At 37.6% G+C, this 23,872-nt stretch carries 25 protein-coding genes and 1 pseudogene; 11 read left to right on the forward strand and 15 right to left on the reverse strand.

The genetic code is table 11. From position 1 onward, the window contains the following. Positions 1-89: 89 nt before the first annotated feature. Positions 90-1,298: an aldose 1-epimerase family protein gene (locus H3299_RS14975; protein WP_182419797.1), complete on the forward strand. Its 1,209-nt coding sequence runs from the start codon at positions 90-92 to the stop codon at positions 1,296-1,298. Positions 1,299-1,782: 484 nt separating this feature from the next. Here H3299_RS14975 and H3299_RS14980 read toward each other — a convergent pair whose 3' ends face one another. The 3 genes from H3299_RS14980 to H3299_RS14990 all read right to left on the reverse strand — a co-directional run bounded on the left by H3299_RS14980 (position 1,783) and on the right by H3299_RS14990 (position 4,314). Beyond that, positions 1,783-2,463 (reverse strand): tetratricopeptide repeat protein, encoded by a 681-nt coding sequence (locus H3299_RS14980; RefSeq protein WP_182419798.1) that lies wholly within the window; start codon positions 2,461-2,463, stop codon positions 1,783-1,785. Between the two features lie 50 nt (positions 2,464-2,513). After that, complete coding sequence (locus H3299_RS14985) at positions 2,514-3,317, reverse strand: tetratricopeptide repeat protein (protein ID WP_182419799.1); 804 nt, start codon at positions 3,315-3,317, stop codon at positions 2,514-2,516. A 94-nt stretch (positions 3,318-3,411) separates the two neighbouring features. Beyond that, positions 3,412-4,314, reverse strand: a complete 903-nt coding sequence (locus H3299_RS14990; protein WP_246708274.1) for a tetratricopeptide repeat protein — start codon at positions 4,312-4,314, stop codon at positions 3,412-3,414. A gap of 450 nt (positions 4,315-4,764) precedes the next feature. On the opposite strand from H3299_RS14990, the gene H3299_RS14995 reads away from it, so the two are divergent. Then, positions 4,765-5,424, forward strand: a complete 660-nt coding sequence (locus H3299_RS14995; protein WP_182419801.1) for a tetratricopeptide repeat protein — start codon at positions 4,765-4,767, stop codon at positions 5,422-5,424. A 162-nt stretch (positions 5,425-5,586) separates the two neighbouring features. Next, on the forward strand, positions 5,587-6,201 hold the full coding sequence (locus H3299_RS15000; RefSeq protein ID WP_182419802.1) for an isoprenylcysteine carboxylmethyltransferase family protein: 615 nt from the start codon (positions 5,587-5,589) through the stop codon (positions 6,199-6,201). 484 nt (positions 6,202-6,685) lie between these two features. Here the strand turns inward: H3299_RS15000 and H3299_RS15005 are convergent, their stop codons facing one another. Then, positions 6,686-7,597, reverse strand: a complete 912-nt coding sequence (locus H3299_RS15005; RefSeq protein ID WP_371739856.1) for an MBL fold metallo-hydrolase — start codon at positions 7,595-7,597, stop codon at positions 6,686-6,688. A gap of 331 nt (positions 7,598-7,928) precedes the next feature. Between H3299_RS15005 and H3299_RS15010 the strand changes: the two genes are divergently transcribed. Beyond that, positions 7,929-8,282: an MmcQ/YjbR family DNA-binding protein gene (locus H3299_RS15010; RefSeq protein WP_182419803.1), complete on the forward strand. Its 354-nt coding sequence runs from the start codon at positions 7,929-7,931 to the stop codon at positions 8,280-8,282. Positions 8,283-8,430: 148 nt separating this feature from the next. On the opposite strand, the gene H3299_RS15015 is transcribed toward H3299_RS15010, so the two are convergent. From H3299_RS15015 to H3299_RS15855, 3 genes and pseudogenes are all read right to left on the reverse strand, one after another. Continuing rightward, complete coding sequence (locus H3299_RS15015) at positions 8,431-8,826, reverse strand: tetratricopeptide repeat protein (RefSeq protein WP_182419804.1); 396 nt, start codon at positions 8,824-8,826, stop codon at positions 8,431-8,433. 15 nt (positions 8,827-8,841) lie between these two features. Next, on the reverse strand, positions 8,842-9,048 hold the full coding sequence (locus H3299_RS15850; RefSeq protein WP_371739861.1) for a hypothetical protein: 207 nt from the start codon (positions 9,046-9,048) through the stop codon (positions 8,842-8,844). Next, a pseudogene (locus tag H3299_RS15855) lies at positions 9,028-9,081 on the reverse strand (hypothetical protein); the annotation flags it as partial. The pseudogene H3299_RS15855 and the gene H3299_RS15850, both read right to left, overlap by 21 nt. A 468-nt stretch (positions 9,082-9,549) precedes the next feature. On the opposite strand from H3299_RS15855, the gene H3299_RS15025 reads away from it, so the two are divergent. Both H3299_RS15025 and H3299_RS15030 read left to right on the forward strand, forming a co-directional pair. Continuing rightward, positions 9,550-10,761 (forward strand): hypothetical protein, encoded by a 1,212-nt coding sequence (locus H3299_RS15025; protein ID WP_182419806.1) that lies wholly within the window; start codon positions 9,550-9,552, stop codon positions 10,759-10,761. A 215-nt stretch (positions 10,762-10,976) separates the two neighbouring features. Continuing rightward, on the forward strand, positions 10,977-12,188 hold the full coding sequence (locus H3299_RS15030) for an MFS transporter (protein WP_182419807.1): 1,212 nt from the start codon (positions 10,977-10,979) through the stop codon (positions 12,186-12,188). Positions 12,189-12,337: 149 nt separating this feature from the next. Here the strand turns inward: H3299_RS15030 and H3299_RS15035 are convergent, their stop codons facing one another. Then, positions 12,338-12,784: a hypothetical protein gene (locus H3299_RS15035; RefSeq protein ID WP_182419808.1), complete on the reverse strand. Its 447-nt coding sequence runs from the start codon at positions 12,782-12,784 to the stop codon at positions 12,338-12,340. A gap of 269 nt (positions 12,785-13,053) precedes the next feature. On the opposite strand from H3299_RS15035, the gene H3299_RS15040 reads away from it, so the two are divergent. After that, positions 13,054-13,422: an Lrp/AsnC family transcriptional regulator gene (locus tag H3299_RS15040; protein WP_371739857.1), complete on the forward strand. Its 369-nt coding sequence runs from the start codon at positions 13,054-13,056 to the stop codon at positions 13,420-13,422. Between the two features lie 203 nt (positions 13,423-13,625). On the opposite strand, the gene H3299_RS15045 is transcribed toward H3299_RS15040, so the two are convergent. Beyond that, positions 13,626-14,711, reverse strand: coding sequence for a glycerol dehydrogenase (locus tag H3299_RS15045; protein WP_182419809.1), 1,086 nt, complete (start codon positions 14,709-14,711; stop codon positions 13,626-13,628). 295 nt (positions 14,712-15,006) lie between these two features. Between H3299_RS15045 and H3299_RS15050 the strand changes: the two genes are divergently transcribed. Continuing rightward, positions 15,007-15,543: a hypothetical protein gene (locus tag H3299_RS15050; protein ID WP_182419810.1), complete on the forward strand. Its 537-nt coding sequence runs from the start codon at positions 15,007-15,009 to the stop codon at positions 15,541-15,543. Positions 15,544-15,669: 126 nt separating this feature from the next. Here H3299_RS15050 and H3299_RS15055 read toward each other — a convergent pair whose 3' ends face one another. Continuing rightward, positions 15,670-16,551: an SDR family oxidoreductase gene (locus tag H3299_RS15055; protein WP_182419971.1), complete on the reverse strand. Its 882-nt coding sequence runs from the start codon at positions 16,549-16,551 to the stop codon at positions 15,670-15,672. A gap of 291 nt (positions 16,552-16,842) precedes the next feature. Between H3299_RS15055 and H3299_RS15060 the strand changes: the two genes are divergently transcribed. The 3 genes from H3299_RS15060 to H3299_RS15070 all read left to right on the forward strand — a co-directional run bounded on the left by H3299_RS15060 (position 16,843) and on the right by H3299_RS15070 (position 18,082). After that, a complete protein-coding gene (locus H3299_RS15060; protein ID WP_182419811.1) occupies positions 16,843-17,241 on the forward strand; it encodes a hypothetical protein in 399 nt (132 codons plus the stop codon). 103 nt (positions 17,242-17,344) lie between these two features. Then, a complete protein-coding gene (locus tag H3299_RS15065; RefSeq protein ID WP_182419812.1) occupies positions 17,345-17,740 on the forward strand; it encodes a hypothetical protein in 396 nt (131 codons plus the stop codon). Positions 17,741-17,743: 3 nt separating this feature from the next. After that, on the forward strand, positions 17,744-18,082 hold the full coding sequence (locus tag H3299_RS15070; protein ID WP_182419813.1) for a hypothetical protein: 339 nt from the start codon (positions 17,744-17,746) through the stop codon (positions 18,080-18,082). 95 nt (positions 18,083-18,177) lie between these two features. On the opposite strand, the gene H3299_RS15075 is transcribed toward H3299_RS15070, so the two are convergent. The 5 genes from H3299_RS15075 to H3299_RS15095 form a co-directional block, all read right to left on the reverse strand. After that, the gene (locus H3299_RS15075; RefSeq protein WP_182419814.1) at positions 18,178-19,440 is read right to left on the reverse strand and encodes a NupC/NupG family nucleoside CNT transporter; all 1,263 of its coding nucleotides are present in this window, start codon (positions 19,438-19,440) and stop codon (positions 18,178-18,180) included. A 111-nt stretch (positions 19,441-19,551) separates the two neighbouring features. Further along, positions 19,552-20,490 (reverse strand): pseudouridine-5'-phosphate glycosidase, encoded by a 939-nt coding sequence (locus tag H3299_RS15080; RefSeq protein ID WP_182419972.1) that lies wholly within the window; start codon positions 20,488-20,490, stop codon positions 19,552-19,554. Then, on the reverse strand, positions 20,483-21,454 hold the full coding sequence (locus H3299_RS15085) for a PfkB family carbohydrate kinase (protein WP_182419815.1): 972 nt from the start codon (positions 21,452-21,454) through the stop codon (positions 20,483-20,485). Before H3299_RS15085 ends, H3299_RS15080 begins: the two co-directional genes overlap by 8 nt. Positions 21,455-21,861: 407 nt before the next feature. Continuing rightward, positions 21,862-22,548 carry a hypothetical protein gene (locus H3299_RS15090; protein ID WP_182419816.1) on the reverse strand — a complete coding sequence of 229 codons (687 nt, stop codon included), beginning with the start codon at positions 22,546-22,548 and terminating at the stop codon, positions 21,862-21,864. After that, the gene (locus H3299_RS15095) at positions 22,549-23,292 is read right to left on the reverse strand and encodes a barstar family protein (protein ID WP_182419817.1); all 744 of its coding nucleotides are present in this window, start codon (positions 23,290-23,292) and stop codon (positions 22,549-22,551) included. It abuts the gene before it with no gap. Positions 23,293-23,872 lie beyond the last annotated feature (580 nt).

Below are 23,872 nucleotides of genomic sequence, written 5' to 3' on the forward strand. Positions count from 1 at the left end.
ATTGATTTTTCGGGTATTTTTATTTTTGATGAAGCTATATCCAATTCTTGTGCTAAATTTAAATCATCTTCGTTTCATGGAGTGATAAAATGAAAAGAACATTAGCACTAACTGCAATTGCAATGATAATTTCTAGTCCACTATCTGCCAAGACATGGGTTTTAACCAGTACTGAGAACAATATTGAAGCAGGCAATTGGCAAATTTCCAGTCAAGACTTGGCTATCAAGGATAAAGAATTCACTGTTGAGCAAAAACTTCTCCATGGTGGCAAACAAGAGGGCAGCAAGATTATAACCATCACGAGTAAAGATGGGCTTACAATAACGCTTATTCCGACAAGAGGCATGAATTTATTGCGTGTTGAAGGTTTTAATACGCGCATGGGATGGGATTCACCAGTTAAAGAAGTAGTTAATCCAGCTTTTATAAATCTTGAAAGTAGAAATGGCGTTGGCTGGCTTGAAGGTTTTAACGAAATGATGGTTCGTTGTGGCTTTGAATGGACGGGCCACCCAGTAACTGCAGATGGCCAAATTTACACATTACACGGTAAAGCTGGCAATACGCCAGCTTCACTGGTTGAAGTTGAAATTAATGAAAAAGCCCCTTATGAAATCCGTATTCGTGGCCTGATCAAAGAAAGCACATTTAAAAAAGCAGATTTACAAACTATGACAGAGTTGCGCTATATACCGGGCAGCAATAGTTTTACCCTTCATGATGTTTTAACCAACCATGCTGATTATCCTCATGATTATCAAATCATCTATCACAGCAATTTTGGTACACCTTTGCTCGAAGAAGGGGCGCGTTTTATCGCACCAATGACAAAAATTAGCCCATTCAATGATTATGCAAAGGCAGGTTTGAAAACATGGCAAGATTTTGCCGGCCCAACAAAAGACTTTGACGAAATGGTGTTTAATATTGAACCACTCGCCGATAAAGACCATAAAACCATTGCAGCCGTGATTAATAAAGCCGGCGATAAGGGCGCGGCAATTCAATTTGATATTCGTGAATTGCCTGTTTTAACCCTTTGGAAAAATACAGATACGCAAAAACAAGGCTATGTAACAGGGATTGAACCTGGAACAAGCTATGCTTATCCAGTAACGATTGAAAGGGAGCAAAAGCGCGTCAAGCAATTACAAGCCGGTGAAAGTACTATTTTTGACTTAACTTATACAGTGCTTCATAATAGTGAGCAGGTGAAAGACACTGAAGAAAAAATTAAAAATATTCAAGGCGATGTTCAAATTATTGAAAGCGATACGCCAATCGCTAAAGAATAACATGAGTAGAATAATATTAAAGCTTTTTGCCACTAATTAAACAACGCAATTAGAGCATGCTGACAAGAGTTTATTATAATTGAGCGTGCTCTAATTATTGATTTTATGTATTTGTGAAAGCAAGTAATGGCATATTTTCAAAAAGCATTCGGCGCAAAACCTATTAATGCAAACGAAATGCTATGGAGAAATTACCATCAGTAAAACTTGTCTATTTGAAATTTTAAGATAGGTTTAAAAATTAAAATAGCCAAATTTGGTCATTTGATTGTTTATTTTGTCATGGAAGAGTTTTCCTAGATCAAAATCATCTGCCATGACCAATTTGACCTTGGAATTATCGCGACCTAAAGTTTTAACGCATTAATTGCTCATAAAACAATATATTCTTTCAAAGTTAAAAGTTGTTTTTTAAAAAATAATAGCTGCTTTAATTCAAACCAAAATCATTGATATGTTCGCGTTTTACCCTAGCAAAACTAAATTATTCACCCAATTGCTTTAAGGCTCGATATGCATCCTCATCACCTTGTTGAGCCGCAAGCTTGAATAATTTAATCGCTTCTATTTTATCACTGGCGTACAAAATAACACCAAGATTATATTGAGCTGCAGCATAGCCTTGACTGGCGGCACGCTTGTACCATTTGATGGCTTCCGCCTTATCTTGTTCAACGCCTTGACCATTTTCATAGGCAACGCCAAGGATATATTGAGATGCAGCATAATTTTGTTCGGCTGAACGTGTAAACCACTTTATTGCTTCCGCATTATTTTGATTAACTCCATCTCCATCAAGATAAGCGCGAGCCAGATTATATTGAGCTCTTGCATGGCCTTGTTCGGCAGATAAACGCAACCATTTTACGGCTTCAAACGGATCACGCTCAACGCCAAAACCAGTTAAATAGGCAAGTCCTAAATTATTTTGGGCCGTTGCAGATCCTTGTTCTGCTGCAAGGCGCAACCATTTTATCCCCTCAGCCTTATCTTGTGCAACACCTTCGCCCTTAAGATACATCGTGCCCAAACTGTGTTGGGCATCAACATCACCTTGCTCGGCTTTTTTATGAAGATCTATAATAGTTTCATTGCTGTAACCATAATTGACAAGCAACATACTTGCCATTGCTATTAATAAAATTTTGATTATGTGCGTTTTCAATGACAACTCCTATAGCGGTTTAATAACCATAATGGCTTTAGATTTATACCTTATTTACCCAATTGTTTTAACGTATCTTGGGCAAATCCATGGCCTTGAGCCGCCGCAAGCTGAAACCATTTAACAGCTTCATCCATATTTTTTTCCACCCCTTCGCCATGCATATAATTACAACCAAGGTTAAATTGCGCATCAGCATATCCTTGATCGGCAGACCGCCTATACCACTTTGCCGCCTCAACCTTATCCATGGTGACGCCCATTCCATTATAATAGATTATTCCTAGATTATATTGAGATTTAGCATCGCCTTGCTCGGCAGCAAGTGTAAATAGCTTAATCCCCTGCTCTCTATCCTTATCAATTCCTTCGCCAAAGAAATATATGTTTGCTAAAGCAAATTGCGCATCGACATAGCCCTGATCTGCGGCAAGTTTAAACCACTTTATGGCTTCCTGGGTATTTTTAACTTCCCCCTCACCCGTTAAATAGGCGGTGGCAACATTATATTGAGATCGAACTTCGCCTTGTTCTGCTGCCCGTTTAAACCATTTTACAGCTTCCAGCTTATTCATTTCAACGCCATCACCAAGCAAATATTTAACCGCCAAATTAAATTGGGCTTTTGAAAACCCTTGATCGGCTGAAAGGCGATACCATTTAACAGCTTGCACCTTATCTTGCGCAATGGCTTTGCCGATATCATAGGCTGCCCCCATTTCAAATTGAGCAATTGCATCGCCCTGCTCGGCTTTTTGGCGAAAATCTGCAATAAGGTCGTTACTGTGAGCAAAATTAACGAAAAACATACTGGCTATTGCAATAAAAAAAAGTTTTATAATCGGCGTTTTCAATAACCGCTCCTATAGATTTTTAGGGGCAGCCCCCAAATAGATGATCTGTTTTTAGCTACTGCAATAGCACTAATTATTTAAATACTATGCCAGCTTATCGACCAAATCGGCGTAAAGCAAGTTTTGCATCAGTATCGCCCTGTTCAGCCGCTAGCTTAAACCATTTGATAGCTTCGGCTCTGTTTCTTTTTACGCCTTCACCATTTATATAGCTAACACCAAGAGTATATTGAGCGTCAGCATCGCCTTGTTCAGCCGCAAGCATAAACCATTTAATCGCTTCCACCTTATCTTGTTTAACGCCCTCACCATCTCTTAGACAAATACCATAATTATATTGGCCATCTGAATCGCCCTGCTCTGCAGCAAGCTTAAACCATTTTGCTGCTTCTACTTTATTCTTTTCAACGCCTTCGCCATTGTCATAAGCAATACCCAAATTATACTGTGCTTCGGCATCGCCTTGTTCTGCAGAAAGCCTAAACCACTTGACGGCCTCGGTTTTATCCTCTTCAACCCCCTCACCTTGGTAATAGGCAATACCTAAATTATATTGGGCTTCGGGTGAATCTTGCTCAGCTGCAAGTTTAAACCATTTTACCGCTTCTGCTTTATCCTCTTCAACACCCGTACCTTCATAAAATGCAACGCCAAGGTTGTATTGAGCGTCCATATCGCCTTGTTCTGCAGAAAGCCGATACCATTTTACCGCTTCTTCCTTATTTTCTTCAACACCTTGACCATTATCATAAGCAATACCTAAATTATATTGGGCTGCGGCATCACCTTGATCGGCAGCAAGCCGAAACCATTTTACTGCCTCGACCTTGTCTTCTGTCACGCCATCGCCATCATATAAAGCATTGCCTAGATCAAATTGCGCTTTAACATCGCCTTGCTCAGCTTTTTGACGAAGATCAGTAATTGAGTCACCGCTATAGCCAAAATTAACAAGAAAAATACTTGTCATTGCAATTAAAATAAATCGAATAATCATCGTTTTCAAATGATAGCTCCCGCTTTAATGTTTAAGAGATAGGTATGTCTTATTTGCATGTGATATTTTTCACTATCGTAATAGTTTAACTAATCGCTAAACTATTACCTTAAAAAATATACATATGGCAAGTTGATAAATTGATATGAAGTTGTGGTAAATCTATGAATAAAGCAAATATATATCGCTTTTTTGCTATATTATAATCATAAGGAGGTAATTGACTATTGCAGCTTTTGGGTGGGGGCTATTGCTGCTTGTAAATATAGCACGTGACCCTAGATGCTGTTTTATTTATACTTGGCAATAAATTGAAAAAACCAATAATGTCCCTCATCCAACATATTTTTATAGGCGCATGGTTTGAATTAAACATTGTCTATATAATGATTTAATATTTTGTTATTTAGAATGGTAAGAAAAAATAAACAAGATTGATTGGGAGGCATTTTGATCTTTAGAATTTTAGCACTTTTATTTGTAACTAGTTTTGTTCATTTGGCGACGATTTCCTTTGCACCTGCAAATCAACAAGACGAGATTGAACAAATGGATAATGTTGAAGAGCCAGATGCTGCGGTTATGCAAAAACTTGCCGAGTTGGAGGAAGAAGCCAAGAAAGGCGATGTTGTGGCACAATTTGCCCTTGCCGATTTTTATGCAGATGGCATGGTCATTAAGCAAGATTTTGTAAAAGCTTTTTTTTGGTTTCAAAAGGCTGCCGAGCAAGGCAATGCTTATGCACAAAACCGTTTGGCGCTATTATATGTTACAGGACAAGGCACTAACCAAGACAATCAAATGGCTTTGCATTGGTTTTTAACGTCGGCCAATAATGGTTTTCCCGCGAGTAAAAATAATCTTGGCCGCATGTATGAAGAAGGAATTGGTGTTGCACAAAATTTTAAACGCGCAGCAAAATGGTATGAAGATGCCGCCAAAGCGGGTTCGCCGCTCGGACAAGCTAATCTTGCTTATATGTATCAACAAGGTTATGGCGTAGAAAAAAATTTACAATTGGCCTATATGTGGGCACGTATTGCTGGCCAAAATGACCCAAATTTTGTTGGGCGCGCGCAGGAAATAGAAAGTTCTTTAAACGACTTGTAAAAGCAACAAGTTGAAAAGGCAATACAGCGTTGTTTACAATCCAATTATAAAAGTTGTGACCTTTAATCATTATTTTAAAAGACAATGTTTTTGGTGTTAAATTAGCCGTAATTCTATTCAATAAGCAAAAATCATCTAGCCTTATAAAATATTGGAAAATCCATGAAAACAATCCATGAAATGGGAAAATATCAACAAAAGCGCCGCTATGTTATTGGCATTATCATTGCGCTTTTAATCTTTGCCTTATTATTTATACGCTCTTCATGGTACGGCCATATGCATGAATATATTGAAGCTTTTGGTCTTAGCTTCATTGTTTTTGCAATTATTGGTCGTTTGTGGTGCACACTTTATATTGGAGGTCGCAAAAGTGCTGAAATTGTTGCCATTGGCCCGTACTCAATGAGCCGTAATCCGCTTTATGTCTTTAGTACTATTGGTGCTATCGGCATTGGCGCGCAAACCGGTAGCTTAATATTAGCTTTGGTCATGGGGCTATTATGTTATTTGGCTTTTTTACGGGTTATTCTAGTAGAAGAAAAATTTTTACAAGGTAATTTTGGTGCACCTTATCAACAATATTGCCAAAAAGTACCGCGTTTTTTTCCTAAGTTTTCGCTTTTTCAAGATGCAATGGAATTAACCGTCAAACCAGACCGGCTTTACCGAACTTTTGGTGATGGTCTGGTTTTCTTCATTGCTTACCCCGTGTTTGAATTTATTGAATATTTACAAGATAGCCAAATTTTACCAGTATTATTCTATATGTACTAAACACATAATTCTTATTTGCAAAATTTGTTATAAAGTTGCCTAACATGGCACTTAAGCAAAATAAGTAAAACTGTAGGGACTACGGTCCCTACTTATGCCTTTTGTTTATCTTGCTTAATCTCTTTGTCATAACAATAATGGATGCTTAGCATGAATTTCTTGGGTTTAATCCCTTTCCATCGCTTTACGAATTAATACTTTTTCTTGAAAATTAAGCCAATATGCTTTGTCATAATTATCAAGCAGGTTATAAAGTGCCATGCCACCTTTTTAAAAACCGCAATGGTTTCTAAATCTTAAAAAATATCGTCCTGTTGCTCAGTTTTATTTTGCATAATACCCTGCAATTTGAACGGTGTTTGGCTAACTATTTTCCGTGTTATCAGATAATAGAAAAAATTAAGAGCACGTTTGCAAGCTCGATGCAACGTGCTCTATTTTTATACAAGACTAGACTGTTTATAACCGACCATAGTCAAATTTGCTATTCAGCCGGCCATTTACGTTCGCCTTTAATGACCTCAGCACTCATTTCTAATGATGTTTTGCCTTCAAAATTAGGATAGCGCTTTTCCATAGCAGCAATAAGCTCCTTGCTATCTTTGGCTTTTGCCGCCTCCTCATCAAACGCTTTCAAATAATCACGGGTAAATTGTACAGATGCAATGGTAAATGGCTTGCTACCATCCTTATTGTCAACAAAATGCCCCGGAACTACCATTTGTGGTTTTAATGCTTCAATCTCATCAAGAATTTTAATCCAATTAGCTCTTGCTTCTTGGCTTTGAGTATCTGCCATCCAAACATGCTCATTTGCCATAACAATGACACCGCCAACAACCGCCTTATTATCGGCAATCCACAGTGCTGCACGCTCTGGTGCTGGACCATCAAGTCCAATCACTTTAATCTCATGACCATCCAAGTTAAGTGTGTCGCTGTTCAAAGCTTCTGGCACTATAGTCGTTTTGGGTGCGTTTTGCGCTAAAATATCTTTCCAAAAAGCCAATTTTCCATCTTTACTAGCTTCAATCAATGCAACAGTTTGCGGTGTTGCAAGGATTTTTACATCAGGAAAAGCCGCTTTGATGGTTTCTAAACCAAAATAATAATCTGGATCGCTATGGCTAATGAACACCGTTTTTAATGGCTTGCCGGTTGCTTTGATCTGCTCGACCAGATTTGCTGCATCAGCGGTCGAAAACTGGGCATCAATCAGCATAACTTCGCTTGGGCCAGTAAGTATTTCTGACGATACGGCAAAAACACCTTTATCGCCAGGATTATAAACGGAAATATCAAGTTTGCCCTTATCACTAGCATTTGCGGTAAAAACGCTAAAAATGGTAAAAAACATGGCAATTAAGCCACAAAAAATTCGGGTGATCATGCTCATGCAGTTTTCCTTTAAAAAAATAACTATCAGTTTAAAGGATTTTTAAAAGCTGTGAAGCTATTACCGTTTTTAAAAGCCATAAAACAAAGATTTGCACATTTCAAAGCTTATAATCAGTTGAAAGTTCGCAAGTACATTAATTTTTCTATTTATGGTTAAGGGTAAAATCAGTCATTTAAATGTGAATAGAAAGCAAAAAAAATAACAGCTTATTATCTTTCAAAATACATTTATAATGATAGAGTATTTTCATTGTTAATTTTATTAACTGTCAATCAGCGTTTTTTTATGACGCATTATTGACTTAAGCTTTGATGAAAAGGCAAATAAAATGGATAGAGCTCAGGTTTTTGCATATGTGCAAAAAAAATATCAAACGATTGAGGAATATCCCTGGCAAAAATACCCAGAATATGCGGTTTTACGGCATAAGGATAACAGCAAATGGTATGGCATTATATTAAATGTACCGCGCGAAAAAATCGGTCTTGAAGGCGCAGGAGATATAGATGTTCTCGATGTCAAATGTGATCCTGCATTGATAGAGCACTTGAGCCATGCGCCAGGCTTTATCCCAGCTTATCATATGAATAAAGATCATTGGATTGGCATTTTACTTGATGGTACTTTGTCGGCTGAAGATGTAAGCAATTATATTGATAAAAGCTTTGAGCTTACGCAATAGTTAGATCACTATATAATAAATTTTGTTTGATCATCGGGCATTGTTCCTCCTAGTTCGGCTTGCTTCCATGTTTGTGCATAGTGCTTAAAAAAGCGAAGATTGACTAAGTTATTGCCCTGTATGAATTGAAGGCGTTGTTTTGCTTCAATTATATTTTGGGCAGCAGCTTTTTATAATATTTAATCGCTTTTTTCATGTTAAGCGTAAAGAATGGACCATTTTCATGAAGTATTCCTAATTGATACAACGCCTTAGCATGACCGTTTGCCGCCGCTTTGCGATAAAGTCCTGCCCCTTCAACTAAAGGTAAATCACCTGCCGATACCCGATGAAAAGGAGAAATAGATGCGTCTAACTGTGCTAAACCATATTGAATGACCAAGCCAAAATTAAATTCTACCAATGTCGATTGTTGGTTTAACGCCCTTCGATAATAGCGGGCAGCAAGTACGGTGTTTGCTTCCACCCCTTGGCCTGTATGATAAAGCCAACCAAGAACCGCCTCCCCCATTGGATCATCTTGTTTTGCAGTTTTTTGAACCATTTTGCAGCATTTTTTTCATCTCGCTGAAATCGCCAAAGCCATGAAAATAATACAACCAATAATATTTTGATGATGAATATGGCCTTGATTGGCCAATTTTAAAAACCACGCAAAAGCTAGGTTCTTATTTTGCTTTAGACCAATCCCATCGATATATGCACGGCTAAGCCAATTATAGGCTTTTAAATTTTGGTGGTTGGCGCCCCGTTGAAAAAGGTTCAGCGCCTTTTTAAGATCTTGTTTAACCACGATACCTTGATAATAAACCCACCAAGTTCAACCTGCGCAGCAATATTACCAAAAGCATCCCCCAATTTTGCTTTTAAAAAATGATAATAAGGCAATTTTCCAACATATTTAATGGTATGAATGAAACAAAAAAGCAATATAAATACTATAATTGAATATTTTAAAGCAGGTATATAATAAAATGTCATTTCAAACTCTTAAATACTGCCTTTACTATTCTATGAATTATCGTCCCTCACAACTGGATTGCCGAGCTATTTTATCCAATTATGTAAAACATATTCATCTTTTTGGCTTCCCACACGCTTAACATTCTAATCTTTACAAATTAATTGTTTTACGGCAAATTTGATTACTATATTTTTTGATTACTATATTTAAAGTACGTGAGAAAAATATGAAATATTTTGCACGACCTATGGTTAAAAATAGCGCATATATTTCTAATCGACGTGATATGTTTTGAGGGGTTTTATGAAAAAAATTTGTATTACTATCGGACTTTTTTGGCTTGCATGCCTTTATTTGTCCACTGCTTTTGCGCAAGATAGTATATTGATCTTTGAGGATGATGGTGTCAAATGGCAAGCACAGGATGGAGCAAAAATTTATCGCTTTAATGATATCACAATTAAAGTTACCCCCTCATCAAGTGATGATGATTTTAAAGTGCGTTTTGATATTAGTAAGCCCAATGCAAAAGCCCTTACCTTTGAGGATTATGGCCGCATCGGCAATATTAGTTTAGCGCGCTTTAGCGAAGGTGCTGATTATAATATTGTTCTATCAATCTTTAGTGGTGGCGCCCATTGTTGCAGTGAAGTTTATGTCGTAGATTATAGTAATGGTGCAAAGCTAATTAGTGTTGGTTCGTTTGATGGGGACATTATGCTGCCAAAAGATATTGATGGTGATGGTTTAATGGAATTTATCACCTATGACAGCAGATTTTTTATGTTTTCAGCCTATTCAGGGGCTATGCCACCAATGCAAATATTAACCATTGATAATGGTGCTGTACGCAATGTTACCAAAGATGAGCGTTTTATTCCTGCCCATGAAAATTATTTCAAAATCCAATCTACTGCTTGCAACAGCATGGTAAAGGAAAATACCGGTGCATGCGCCGGCTTGCTTGGAACCGCGGCCTTGCTTGGTGTTTTTGATTCAACTCTGCAAATGTTAAACTTTGATAGCCCGGCGCAAGAACCTGCAAATTCGATGGCGCCCTATTCTGTTTGCAATGATGCGCAATGCAAACAACCAAAGAAATTTAATGATGAAAAATCAGCTTTTATTCATGCTATGAGTGTTTGGGGCTATCAACCTAGCCAATATAGCGAAAATAAGGATTTGACCGCCTTTGTCACGCGCTTAAAGGGTAAACAATTTGGCGAGAATAGTGACGCCTGCATGGACGGCCCAGCATCACTTAAAACAATTACCACCAATAACCGCCATATTGTTTATGAGCTTTCGCGTTATGAAGCTGGTTGTGCCTTTGAAAATGGTGCCATTATTGGCAATAGTCTTATGGCAAAGGCTGTTTGTATGGGAGAAGGGGAACCTGCTTGGCTTGAAAACCATATTTATAATTACGATGGTAATATTTTGGCACTTTCGTCTTTCACCTCGACCCGATTTGAAGATATTTATGTGCAAAATATGAAGCCGTGCGGCAATTAAGCCGGTGAAAGAAAAACTGGGTTTTAACCCTAGATCGAACAGTCTTGCTGGCTGGTAAATCAAAGCAAGCATATTTTCAATATTTACAAAAATAAAAATGGTAAGTTCAAAGTTGATGGCAAACTATTGGTTTTACCGTTTAGGGTTAAGAAAAGTAGGTAAAGTTTAGAAAATTTAAATTATTACATAACGACTAGAGGTTTTGGGAGGACCATATGGAAACAGATAAGCGGAACCGCAAAAATTTAATGCTGCTCACCATAGCGCAAGCTCTTGGTGCATCAAGTCCGCCAATTATCATTTCCCTTGGTGGTTTGGTGGGGCGTAATTTAAGCGAAAATCCTGCTATCGCCACCCTACCCGTTTCCATCTATCAAGCCGGCGTTGCTTTAAGTGTTGTACCGGCAGCACTGCTTATGCGGCAATTGGGCCGGCGCCATGCCTATTTTTTAGGGGCTTTATTTGGTGTATTATCAGGTGTTGTTGCTGCTTTTGGTATTATTCATGGTTCGTTTTTTACTTTTTGCATAGGCACTTTATTGGCCGGCGTTTATGGCGCCCATGTGCAAAGCTATCGATTTGCAGCAACTGATGATGTAGCGATTAATATGCGTAACCGCGCCATTTCATGGATTATGGTTGGCGGCCTTATTGCCGCAATTATTGGCCCGCAATTAGTCATTTGGACAAGAAATAGTTATGAAGGCATTGAGTTTGCAGGTTCATTCTTTAGTCAAACCTTTCTGGCCTTGCTTGCCTTGCCCGTTTTATTCTTTTACCGCCCAAAAACTAAACGCGAAAGCACCACTCGCAGCGACGAGGTTACCTCATCTAAAACTGCGCCTAAAATTATTGAAATATTGCGCATTCGGGGCTTTTTATTGGCTGTCATAGCAGGTGCCATTTCTTATGCCTTGATGAGCTTTTTAATGACGGCTACCCCCATGGCCATGCATGACCATAACCATTCAATTAACCATGCCGCTCTTGGTATTCAATGGCATATTTTAGCCATGTTTCTTCCAAGTTTTATAACTGGCCGTTTAATTAATAAATTTGGTGCGGAGCGTATTTCTGCCATTGGTCTTAGCCTTATCATGCTATCAGCTTTGGCGGCGTTAACTGGCTATAGCTTACTAAGTTTTTTAAGTGCTTTGATTTTACTTGGCCTTGGCTGGAACTTTGGTTTTATTGGCGCAACATCAATGATAGCAGCTCTATCAACGCCGGAAAACAAGACAAAAATGCAAGGCATAAATGATTTTATTGTTTTTGGCAGCGTTGCACTATCATCGTTTTTATCTGGTACATTATTGCAAAGCGCCGGCTGGGTTTTCATCAATTTGATGGTTTTTCCCATTGTACTTGCTATTCTTATACCGCTTCTTTGGCGGCAAAAAACGATAAAAAAACATGATCGAAAATAATAAAATAGGGTGTAAATAGTCAAGCTATAAAAAGCAAAAACACTAACCTAGAGCGCATTTCGATCTGATTGGATCAGATCAGCGCTCTAATCCGTTGTTTACACCGCGTTTTTTGTCCGAAAACCGCATCACACTTTTCAAAAAACGCTCTAATAGGCTGCATGTCCTTCGCCATAAAAATCGATATAAAGCCATTTAAAAATCGCTCCAAATAATAAACCTAGCATAATCGACGAAGTAATAAATGAAAAACCCAATAGTCCAGCCTCGCTATCATGCAAGTAATCACCCCATATAAAAGTTAACAGAAACGATAGTGCAGTTATAACTTGCGTATAAATAAAAATAACCAATGTTTGTTGGTATTTTACTTTTTTAAAAAATTTATAAAGTGGCAAAGCAACGCAAATTAATAGTATTAAATTTATAATTGGCAAGTAAACATCAACTATTAAAAAAAACGGATAAACCGCCTCTATAAATAGGTTTTTTGAATAATAATCATTTATGTCAATCAAATATATTAAGCTAGCAATCGGCAAAACCATGATGCTAATAAAAAAGCTTAAACAATAGATTTTCATAAAATTTATCATAAGCCACCCACATAATGTCACAAGAATAATGTGGTATAGTATTTGATAAGATTTAAAAATGTAAAGACCTTTTATCATATTCTATCTTAAAAAATGTGAATGGAAATTTAATAACCGATCTTCCGATAAAGCAAAAATCCTTCGATAATATTTAAGGTTACCCTCCCTTAACTAAGCAAGACCCAAATTAAAAATATCGATTAATCTCTTTTAATAATTCAAGTTACTTGCAAGAATTACTTATCATTCCTTAGAATAGCGAATTATTTATGCAAAGCCCCTTAATCGAGCTAGATGAGTTTGACCGTAAAACATTGGATATTTTGCAAGCCAATAATAAAATGCCACAATGGGAAATTGCAAAGGCCGTACATTTATCTGCACCAGCCATACAAAGACGTATCAAAAAAATTGAGGATTTTGGCATTATCCAATGCAATATTGCTCTATTGGACCCAACAAAATTTGATCAATGCATAACAATCATTACGCAAGTATCTATGGAAAGCGAAAGGCTTGACCTTTATGAAAGTGCAAAGACTTCGTTTCATGCCGCACCAGAAGTGCAACAATGCTATTATGTGACAGGGGATGCTGATTTTATCTTAATTATTACGGTTAAAACCATGAGCGATTAACCCGCGAATTATTTTTTGAAAATAATAATGTTAAAAGCTTTCGGACTTTTGTAGCTATGGAGCGGATTAAAACCGGACTTGCAATACCTACTAGCTAAGAGCAATATCCACAAACTAGCATAAAATAATAAAAGCGCATTGATGTTAAAACCAACGCGCTGTTATTATCTTTATTTAACCATTTAATGGTGCAAAACTATATGCTATTCGCCGCGGCGCTCCCGGCCAATGGCATCAGCTGCACGAAGCGCATTAAATACCATTTGTGCGGTAATTGTGCCTAGCTCATTATGGATGGTTTCACCGGCCACCGTTGCAGCTTCGGCTGCTTTCATCAAATCGGCGTCGCTAACATCACCAAGACCAATATCGCCAAGGGTGGTTGGCAAATTGACCAATTCGCAAAAATCAAAAATATGATCAATCAGTTCTGCGTCCTTATCAGTTAGGATAAGGGATGCTAACACACCAATCGTTACTTTTTCACCATGCCAATAATGATGGGTTTCTGGCAATACCGTCAAGCCATTATGGATCGCATGGCAGGCAGCCAAGCCGCCGCTTTCAAAACCAAGACCGGAAAGCAAAGTATTGGCTTCAATGATTTTTTCAAGGGCGGGCGTTGGTACGCCAGCTTCGCATGACTGGTAGGCAAGTGGGCCATATTCAAGCAAAGTATCAAAGCAAAGCCGTGCTAAACCATAGGCAGTGGTTGAGCCTGGGCGGCCAGTCATATTATTGGCTTTTGACAAGCGGCAAGATTCAGCTTCAAACCAAGTGGCAAGCGCGTCACCAATGCCGGCAGCCAAAAAGCGTACTGGTGCTTTTGCAATAATGGCACTATCTACCAAAACAAGATCAGGATTTTTTGGCAAAAACAAATAACGAGCAAACTCGCCTTTTGGGGTGTAAATAACCGATAAGGCACTGCAAGGCGCATCGGTTGAAGCCAAGGTTGGCACAATAACGACAGGTACTTTTAACGCATGAGCAACTGCTTTTGCGGTGTCTAGGGTTTTGCCGCCGCCAATACCTGCAACCACATCAATTCCTGCAGTCTTTGCCAAACGGTCAATTTCTTCATCACAACATTCACCCGTAAAGACTTCAATCACCGATTGAACCTTATCGCCTAGTCCTTGATTAATTACATCATTATAGTCTTTAGCAACAAAAGGGTCTTCAAGCAGAAGAACTTTTTTCCCCAAACGCGCCAATTCTTCACCAAGCAGCGATAAAGCATTAGGGCCTTGAATATAGCGTGATGGGAAAATTGTGGTGGTGATCATTTTATGTCCTTTCTTTTTGACTATAAAATTTATCGACTAAAACTGGTCGACAATACAAAAGGCTTGCTTTTATGAAATGGGGTAAAAGCACCCTCAATCACATATTGGCAGAGCAATATTGCACCACTGTGATGAACATCGTTTTACAATTGTCATCTTGATGTGTAACTTGTAGCTTAACTCTACGCCTAATTTAAAAAATTCATAGCTTTAAATTGGGTTATAGGAAATAAATTATGGGGAAAATGCGCTAATATTTAATCAAGTCACAACAAGCTGATTTTTGGAGGGAAATATGTCAAGAACCTTAGCATTCATATGTAAAAATTCTCGTGAGGAATTGATAAAAAAGGTTACACCTATCGCTTATAAATATAGTCTTTTGACGGATAGCGACGAGGACTATTTCGACTTTTTAGATGAACAAAATGAGTTAAGGCCAATTGCTATTAGCGAAGAAAAATTTCCCAACCTTGATGATGGGCAATTGGATATAACCCTTCATGGTGAATTTTATTTTGCCGAACAAGTTTATAAGAAAAAAATATTAAAAGATAACATAAAAAATTACTTTGGTTATATTATGCGTATTCATAGTGATTTAAGCAATGTTGATAAAATTTTATGCCAGCTTGATGATGTCTATACAATGGATAATCAACCGCGCATTATTGTATATGATGATATTAAGCAACAGGTTATTGACAGTAATTATCAATTAGAGTGGTTTTGGAATGATGACAAATTTTGCGTAAAATTACCTGACGATTGGGAAGAATATTACGATGATGTTTATGATGCCTATGATATTAGCGGATTTTTTAAGGAATGAAATTTATAGCATGATTTTTATTTATTTAAAAAAATAAGAGCGTTTTTTAGCAAATCGCTCTTATTAATGCAATCACTTCATATTTACGCAATTGCACGGCATTGTAAGATTAATAAATAAAATGCCTTAACTATCCATGCCAGTTCCGCCACTTGCACCAAACACTTGTCCGGAGCAATAACTTGCTTCAGCACTTGCTAGTAAAACATAAAGTGGCGCTATTTCAGCTGGTTGGCCAGCTCTTCCAAGCGGAGTTTGACCGCCAAATTGCGGGATTGAATCCATAGGTGTGCCGCCAGAAGGCTGTAACGGTGTCCAGAAAGGACCCGGTGCCACAGCATTGACGCGAATACCTTTGGGGCCAAGCTGTTTGGCCAATGATTTGGCAAAAGCAACATTAGCAGCTTTAGTTTGTGCATAATCAAATAAGCTCCCAGATGGATCAAAAGCTTGTACAGATGCAGTTATAATAATAGAACCACCTGCTGGAATATATTTTAATGCCGCTTTTGTAACACGATAGGGAGCATAGATATTTGTTTTCATAGTTGCATCAAATGCTTCATCGGTTAAATCAGCAAGAGAGGCAGTGGCTTGTTGGCGACCTGCATTGTTAACAAGAATATCTAAACCACCGAGTTCTTTGGCAGCGTGTTCAACTAACTCGTTACAAAAAGCAAGATCAGTTAAATCGCCTGGAATGGCAACGGCCTTACGTCCAGCTTTTTGAATTAATGCAACAACTTCTTTAGCGTCGCTTTCTTCTGCAGGAAGGTAATTAATTGCAACATCTGCACCCTCGCGTGCAAATGCTATTGCGGCAGCACGACCAATTCCACTATCACCACCGGTAATTAAAGCTTTGCGGCCTAATAAACGTTCAGAACCTTTATAAGATTCTTCACCGTGGTCAGGTAACGGGTTCATTTTAGAAGCTAATCCCGGCGGATCCTGTTTTTCGGTAGGATAGCTTGGTTGCGGATAGGCATCTACTGGATTTTTTGGCATTGTCTGTTCATTTAGGCTATTTTCACCATTAGCCTTTTTTTCGCTAGATGGTGTCTTGGTAATTTCCTCAGTCATAACAATTCCTTTTAAAAGCATTTTGCTGTCTTAGCTAAAAATTTCAATTTTTGATCAAACCTTATTCGGTCGATCCTTTATAAAAAATTTTACCTAAGTTAATCCAACCCGTGAAACGCTTAAAAGTTCCTTTTAATTTTCAAAAACTTATCTTACTATGTCAAAAAAGTTCGAAATCGTTGTTTTGTTCAACTGTCATAAAAATGGAAAACCCAAATGTTAACCGGCAATCTATTTATTATAAATGTTAAAAATCATACGGAGACATTGGCTATATTGGAACTTTTGACCAAGAAACTCAATATCGCTAATATTGATGAGCATGATAGCAGTTATTATCTAAACGACACTTATTGGAACTTGGATCAAGGTTTTTGGTCGGTCAAATTATTTTATACTGGCTGCTTTGATTGTGAAAACCCAGAAATTAATGGTAAAATCCATTTAGCTGTGGTGGTGACAAGTCATATATTAACCGATGCCGAATTATCGGCCATTAGCGATTATCTGATTAAAATACTTGAAACAAAGCATAAAGTTATAATTGAAAGTGAAATATTTCCAGGTCTTTGTGACGAAGAACACGCCTTACTTGCAAAATTTTACATGCAATAATATTAGCGTTAGCCACTGCTTTTAAAAGCTTAGTAAAAACACAATGAATATAACGACGCATAACAGCTAGCAAGACCGCATTATTAGCCCAATAGGAGGTAAAATGGAATTAGACACTTATTTAGAAAAAATAAATTATGGCTATGATGGCATTATTAGGGATATTAATTTTTGCGATAAGTTAGAAAATGTTAAAATTATCGCAACGGTGCGGAACGAAAAAAATGACTGGATTATATTAGAAATTTTCATCAAAAAAATACAAGAGGGAAGATTTAATATATTTAAAAATATATGTTATAATGTCATATATGATGGTATAAAATATTATAAAATGAACGGGCTACATTATATCAATTTGGACAGTCCCAATACAATAGAAGAGCTTAAAAATATAGAAAAGTTTAAAGATAGCGATTTGTATTTTATAAGTACCAATATAGATTTTTCTATTCAGCCATATGATCAAAATGTAAAAGCGGCAGATACAAGCAATTAAATTATGACTGACAAGCAGAACAGCCAAGCTTTGAATGAATTTTTGCAACTTATTGATAATATCTATAAGCGCCCCGGTATGTATTTACCCACCTACCCCACTTTAGATCATCTTTGTTGCTTTATTACAGGATATAACATTGGTAAGGATTTGTCGTTTTTTGATAATTATGATTTTATCACATGGCTTGCAACCAAGCATGGCCTATCCAATAGCCACCATTGGGTAGGGCTTATGAATTATATTTATTTCACCCAAGAAGAAGCTTTTTTACAATTTCCCAAAGTGTTTAAAGAATATTTGTACGAAAAAGGCTTGATTGACGAAACGGTAATTGTTTGATTGGTAATATTTTACTTAGTATTTGCTAAAATACAGCAAACAAAAAGGCCAAGCTGAAACTTGGCCTTTAAATGTATCAATGCGCTTAAACTTGCTTACATCGTTATAGATAAGAAAAGACCGGCAATGGTTGCGCTCATCAAATTGGACAGCGTTGCCGCAAAAAGTGCCCTTAAACCTAACTGTGCAATGAGCGAGATACGTTCTGGTGCAACGGCAGAAAATGCACCAATAATAACACCAATTGAACCAAAATTAGCAAAGCCGCAAAGGGCAAAAGTTACTATGGCAATAGAGCGCGTATCGGTTAACACTGCCGAAACCTGCATGGCTTGTAATTCTTTATAGGCAATAAATTCATTAATCACCAATTTTTGGCCAATTAGACTGCCAACATTGCCCGCATCGGCCCAGTCAACCCCCATAATATAGGCAAGTGGTGCAAAAACATAGCTCAGCATGCCTTGGATTGTTACCCCTTCATAACCAAGCCAAGGGTGGCTGGCAATCGCGCCAACTATACCATTTAATAAGGCAATCATTGCAACAAAGGTCATCACAACCGTTGCAACTCCTGCTGCAATTTTTAAACCAGTTAAAGCACCATTTGCCAAGGCTTCAATAATGGTCTTTGCTGGCGTATCTGAAAATTCAAGATTATCAAATGTGACAACAGATTCTTCAGTGGCCGGACTTAAAAGCCGTGCAAATAAAATACCGCCAGGGATAGCCATTAAGGATGCTGCGAGCAAATAATGAATTGGTACATCGAGACCAGCATATGCAATAAGCATGGCGCCAGCAATCGATGCCATACCGCTTACCATAGCGGTAAATAATTCATTACGGTTTAATTGCTTAACAAAAGGCTTAACTGCGGCAGGAATTTCATTTTGACCAAGAAAAATGGTAGTCACCGCAATAAAAGATTCAATCTTTGAAATTTTAAGGGCTTTCTGGAATAATCCACCCAAAATTTTGATCAGCAATCCCATAATCCGCAGATAATACAGGATGGAAATCAACGATGTTACAAAAATAACCGCTGGCAAAACCCGGAACGCGAAAATATGACCGTATTCGCCAAAAGTGGCTTTCATCGGCTCATCTTGAGCTAATCCACCAAACATAAAAACCGCGCCAACATCGCTATAATCCATGACCGCTTTGACGCCACGTGCGGCAAATTCAACAGCTCTTTGGCCGGCCGGTACATAAAGCATGATGCCGCCAAGTATCACTTGCAGAAGAAATGCAGCAATAACCGTTCGGTAGCTAAGTTTTGCTTTATTATTACAAAATAAAAAGCCGATAAACAGCAAGAAAAACATACCGATAAGACTGCGGATAATGTCCATATTATTTCCCTCTTCTCTTTAGCACGGGTGCACCACCATGCTCAAAGCCTGTTTTATTCCCCCCTTTGAAAACCTTGTCATCAAAGGGGGGAAAAAAACTAAAATGAATGACTAAGCGCTGATTATTTGGTATTCTTTAGCAATATTAGAAGCTAAAATTGCATTATTGAAAACCAGTTCAATATTGGATTTTAGGCTATCACCGCCAGTTAGTTCATTAACGCGGGCAAGCAAGAATGGCGTGCTATCTTTTCCAATCACGCCTTGTTCATCAGCTTCTTTTACAGCTTGGTCAATAGCCGCAGCAATGCGTTCTTCTGGCATTGCAAATTGCTGCGGAATTGGATTGGCAATCACCGCGCCACCTTCAAGACCAATTTGCCATTTGACAAAAAGTGCCTTGGCAATGTCTTTTGCGCTGTCTAACTGAACACTGGTTTCAAAGGGGCTCGTACGGGTGAAAAATGCAGGCAAGGATTTGGTTTTATAACCAATTAGCGGCACGCCAAAGGTTTCAAGATATTCAGTGGTTAATCCTAAATCGAGAATGGATTTTGCACCGGCACAGATAACCGCAACATTGGTTTTAGCCAGTTCTTGCAAATCGGCTGAAATATCAAAGCTTAGTCCTGCACCGCGATGTACACCGCCAATGCCGCCGGTTGCAAAAACTTTAATGCCCGCCATAGCCGCAATAATCATGGTCGAAGCAACGGTTGTTGCACCATTTAGACCACCGGCAACGATAAACGGCAAATCACGGCGGCTGACTTTAGCAACCTTATGGCCTTCACGACCTAAAAGCTCGATTTCTTCGCGCGACAGACCAACTTTCATTTTGCCGGCAATAATTGCAATGGTCGCAGGTACTGCGCCATTGGCACGCACGGTTTCCTCCACCTTTAATGCCGTTTGCGCATTTTGCGGAAAAGGCATGCCGTGAGAAATAATCGTTGATTCTAAAGCAACAATCGGCGCATTGGCAGCAAGCGCTGCCTTTACTTCGTCTGAGATGACAAGAAATTCGTCTGAAATAGCAGCCTTAGGCATCATAGACATGGGATAACTCCAAGAGGTTTAAAACATTTTTGAATGAGAGATCTGGATTATTGGTAAATGGGCTCATCAATGCCATAGACGCGCAGCCTTGAGCAAAATGAACGGCTTTTGGCAAAGGCATGTTTTGCAATTTACAAGCAACAAGCCCCGCCATCATTGCGTCGCCTGCGCCAGTAACATTGACAATATCCGTTTTAATAATTGGCAACCAGCCATTAGCACCATTTTTTTCGCTGTAAAATACCCCCAATTGGCCTGCACTGAGCACAAGATTTTGTAAACCTTGTTCATGAAACCAATCGGCAATTTTTAATGCGTCATCTGGTTGATGAAACGCAATATTGCTCAATGTTTGTGCTTCTAATAAATTGGGTTTTAGCGTGTTAATATTGGCTAAAAGATTTTGAATTTTAGTGCATTTATGCGCTGAGACCGTATCAACAAAAATAGTTGGCAAATCTTTCTGGTTTAACAGCCAATCAAGGCTTGTTTGTTCCAAATTGCAATCGACCACCACAATATTCGCGGCTTTAATCGCATCCATATGGCTTGCAATCATGGTTTCATCAATGCGGCGAACAATATCCATGTCATTAATAGCAATAACCATTTCGCCGTGTTCATCAAGCACTGAGAGATAGGTTGAGGTGTTTTCACCATCAAAACGCATGACGCGCGTCATGTCAACGCCAATTTGCGCAGTTGTTTTTACAATATTATCGCCATAAACATCATTGCCAACTGCCGAGATAAGAGAAATATCAACACCTAAAAGCGCGAGATTATGGGCAATATTGCGGCCAACGCCGCCCGAGCTATAGCTAATTTTACCCGGATTTGAATCACTTGGCTTTGGCGGCTGATGAGAGCGACCAGCAATATCAATATTAACTGACCCAATAATAACGGCATTACCGATTTTTCGAGTATCCCATTGGCTATTCAATATGCTCATATTTACCAACTAATCTACAGGCCGCGAATATCAATTTAACCTTAATGGGTAACTCTATATCTAACCGCGATATCAAGGCCTTAGTGAATTGAAATATTTTTAGTGTAATGAAATTCAGAAGTTTCTAAAATACTTTTTAGCACTTTTGCAAATCAAATGGTGTAGCAGAATAAGATATCCACCTATTATTGTTAAATGAGCAAATTATTTTGCCATTTACAAGCTATTTTAACAAGGCAGACTTATTTAACAATTGTAATAAAGGGATCTGACCTTGAGCATTAAAGTTATTTTTATTTCGATGGAATTATGCAATATAGTTTTTAGCTATCTTTGCCAGCTCCTAAATCAAAGTCCAAAATGCTTTTTTCAAAAAAACTATAGCACGTTTCAAGCTGGTTGCAGTTTTAACAATAGATAATTTTGTGCTTATCCAATATCGCCATGTCCAAATTTTCCAAGAGAGTATGACCGTTATTGGTTGGTGTTGATAACCTCTTTTGGGAAATATCATGATGTTGCCAAACAAAGGTTATTTCATCGGCAAGACCATCTAAAAATCCATTAAACATCCCACAACTATCGCCTATGAACCCCCATTGATGATAAATGCCGAAGCCCACCTCGCAGCAAAAATCAAGCTCACTGAAAATGCGATCACCATGTATGGTGATTTCGTTCTCTTTAGGTTGAACAAATCCAAATTTTGCGTAAATTGTCATCAAATAATAGCGTTTCCATTTATCCGATTGAGTAAGATATACGGGATTGCTTTTTGATAATTTAAGCAAATCATTGCCGAAACTATCAATCAATAAATATTCAAGATCAATAGCTGAAACTTTTAATGATGCAATATTGCCTTCAAATCTGGCATCAACTATTTTTAAAAAAACTTTATTACTAAAAGGTTTGCTAATATTTTTAACAAAAATACCATCTTTTTTAATATCAATTACTTCTTCCATTGTGTAATTATGAAGTAATATAAAGCAAAATTCATCATCAATATTGCCTTTAATAAAAATATTTTCGGCCAACATGAAAGGCGCGTCGGCTGTAATTGTATAAAAATGATAAGGCTTTATTGACATTTAATCTATTCTTTCAAAATTTATATATTCACTCAAAATTTCGCACATATAATCGGCGTGACTTTTTCCACTTGATGAATAGACACATATTTCAGCCCCTGTAGCCGAATTGCTATTGGTATCAATTAACATACGAGAGCGATTATAGTTTTTCCAAATTATCGTTGTATCCTTTGGTAAATCTAGTAGGCAATCATCAAGGGCATTAAGGTTCCATCCAAAATATCCCCATTGATTAAAATTTAACAAAAATCCTAATTCGCAATAAAAATCATAATGTCCATCAATCTCATTACCATCTAAAATTATTTCTTTAGGATAAATTAGCCGTTTCCATGATACGGTCGCAAGCATTGTGGCAAGATATTGCATCTTTTGTAGCGTATTAAAGCCTTTCCATATTTTTTGTTTAGGATCCTTATACAAATATAGATCTTTTGCAAATGAACAGAGATTTTCTTCATAATCACAATCATGACGAGTATAGCGTAAAACACACCCATTATTGAATTTTTCAATCGCCTTAATGACAAGATATTCAGTGATTTCACTGCCATTAATCCAAATGGTTACCGTAACCAGTTGATTTAAAAAACGATTAGGGTCGCTTTCAGGATTTAAAATAATAAAAACATTTTCATTAAAAAAGGGCGAATAAATAGTATCGATAGACTCTGCCTTAATGATTGTATCATCGGCAATTAACCTTATCCCATACTCAAATTTTAACTCTTGTTTGTTCATGTAATTGCGCCTTAATTGCATAACCTTAAATTTATAAAGCATTTACACCGGAATATTAGAAAATGAACCGGTGTGTTTTAGTCTGTAATAGATTTTATTAACATTGACTATAAATTTTTGATAAAAGCGATGATATTAATAAAAATTAAAGAGCGCCATTACTTTGTAAATATTATTTTAATTTTGCTAGATAAAAAGCAGCTCTAATTGAATTTGACGTTAATAATACGCAAGGCCGTAATGCCATTAATTTAGATTATTAGTAAAATAAAGAATTACCATTTGGAAAATTAATTGGTGTATTATTAAAGGATATCCACTTTTTATTGAAAATATAGCAAATCAACTTAGCTTTAAGTTTATAAAATTCATCTTATTTGTGCTGATGTCGGATAATCATCGGTGCTTGATGATGACTTTAAGTGAACGGCTAAGAGATTGGTAAAGGGTAAGCGCGAAAAACTAACAAAAGATTTTAACTTGATCGAGTTTAGTGCAGATGAAAATTTTGGCAAAATAAAATATTCGAAGGTAAAAAAAGTTGAATTAAAAAAGCGGTAAAGGTGCATGCCTTTACCGC

Source organism: Bartonella sp. HY038, from assembly GCF_014117425.1.
GTDB lineage: Bacteria > Pseudomonadota > Alphaproteobacteria > Rhizobiales > Rhizobiaceae > HY038.

Coding starts and splice junctions, on each gene's coding strand:
- H3299_RS14975 (WP_182419797.1), top strand. CDS start 90: ATGAAAAGAACATTAGCACTAACTGCAATTGCAATGATAATTTCTAGT.
- H3299_RS14990 (WP_246708274.1), bottom strand. CDS start 4,314: ATGATTATTCGATTTATTTTAATTGCAATGACAAGTATTTTTCTTGTT.
- H3299_RS15000 (WP_182419802.1), top strand. CDS start 5,587: ATGAAAACAATCCATGAAATGGGAAAATATCAACAAAAGCGCCGCTAT.
- H3299_RS15005 (WP_371739856.1), bottom strand. CDS start 7,597: ATGAGCATGATCACCCGAATTTTTTGTGGCTTAATTGCCATGTTTTTT.
- H3299_RS15010 (WP_182419803.1), top strand. CDS start 7,929: ATGGATAGAGCTCAGGTTTTTGCATATGTGCAAAAAAAATATCAAACG.
- H3299_RS15015 (WP_182419804.1), bottom strand. CDS start 8,826: ATGGTTCAAAAAACTGCAAAACAAGATGATCCAATGGGGGAGGCGGTT.
- H3299_RS15025 (WP_182419806.1), top strand. CDS start 9,550: ATGAAAAAAATTTGTATTACTATCGGACTTTTTTGGCTTGCATGCCTT.
- H3299_RS15030 (WP_182419807.1), top strand. CDS start 10,977: ATGGAAACAGATAAGCGGAACCGCAAAAATTTAATGCTGCTCACCATA.
- H3299_RS15035 (WP_182419808.1), bottom strand. CDS start 12,784: ATGATAAATTTTATGAAAATCTATTGTTTAAGCTTTTTTATTAGCATC.
- H3299_RS15040 (WP_371739857.1), top strand. CDS start 13,054: ATGCAAAGCCCCTTAATCGAGCTAGATGAGTTTGACCGTAAAACATTG.
- H3299_RS15045 (WP_182419809.1), bottom strand. CDS start 14,711: ATGATCACCACCACAATTTTCCCATCACGCTATATTCAAGGCCCTAAT.
- H3299_RS15050 (WP_182419810.1), top strand. CDS start 15,007: ATGTCAAGAACCTTAGCATTCATATGTAAAAATTCTCGTGAGGAATTG.
- H3299_RS15055 (WP_182419971.1), bottom strand. CDS start 16,551: ATGCCAAAAAATCCAGTAGATGCCTATCCGCAACCAAGCTATCCTACC.
- H3299_RS15060 (WP_182419811.1), top strand. CDS start 16,843: ATGTTAACCGGCAATCTATTTATTATAAATGTTAAAAATCATACGGAG.
- H3299_RS15065 (WP_182419812.1), top strand. CDS start 17,345: ATGGAATTAGACACTTATTTAGAAAAAATAAATTATGGCTATGATGGC.
- H3299_RS15070 (WP_182419813.1), top strand. CDS start 17,744: ATGACTGACAAGCAGAACAGCCAAGCTTTGAATGAATTTTTGCAACTT.
- H3299_RS15075 (WP_182419814.1), bottom strand. CDS start 19,440: ATGGACATTATCCGCAGTCTTATCGGTATGTTTTTCTTGCTGTTTATC.
- H3299_RS15080 (WP_182419972.1), bottom strand. CDS start 20,490: ATGCCTAAGGCTGCTATTTCAGACGAATTTCTTGTCATCTCAGACGAA.
- H3299_RS15085 (WP_182419815.1), bottom strand. CDS start 21,454: ATGAGCATATTGAATAGCCAATGGGATACTCGAAAAATCGGTAATGCC.
- H3299_RS15090 (WP_182419816.1), bottom strand. CDS start 22,548: ATGTCAATAAAGCCTTATCATTTTTATACAATTACAGCCGACGCGCCT.
- H3299_RS15095 (WP_182419817.1), bottom strand. CDS start 23,292: ATGAACAAACAAGAGTTAAAATTTGAGTATGGGATAAGGTTAATTGCC.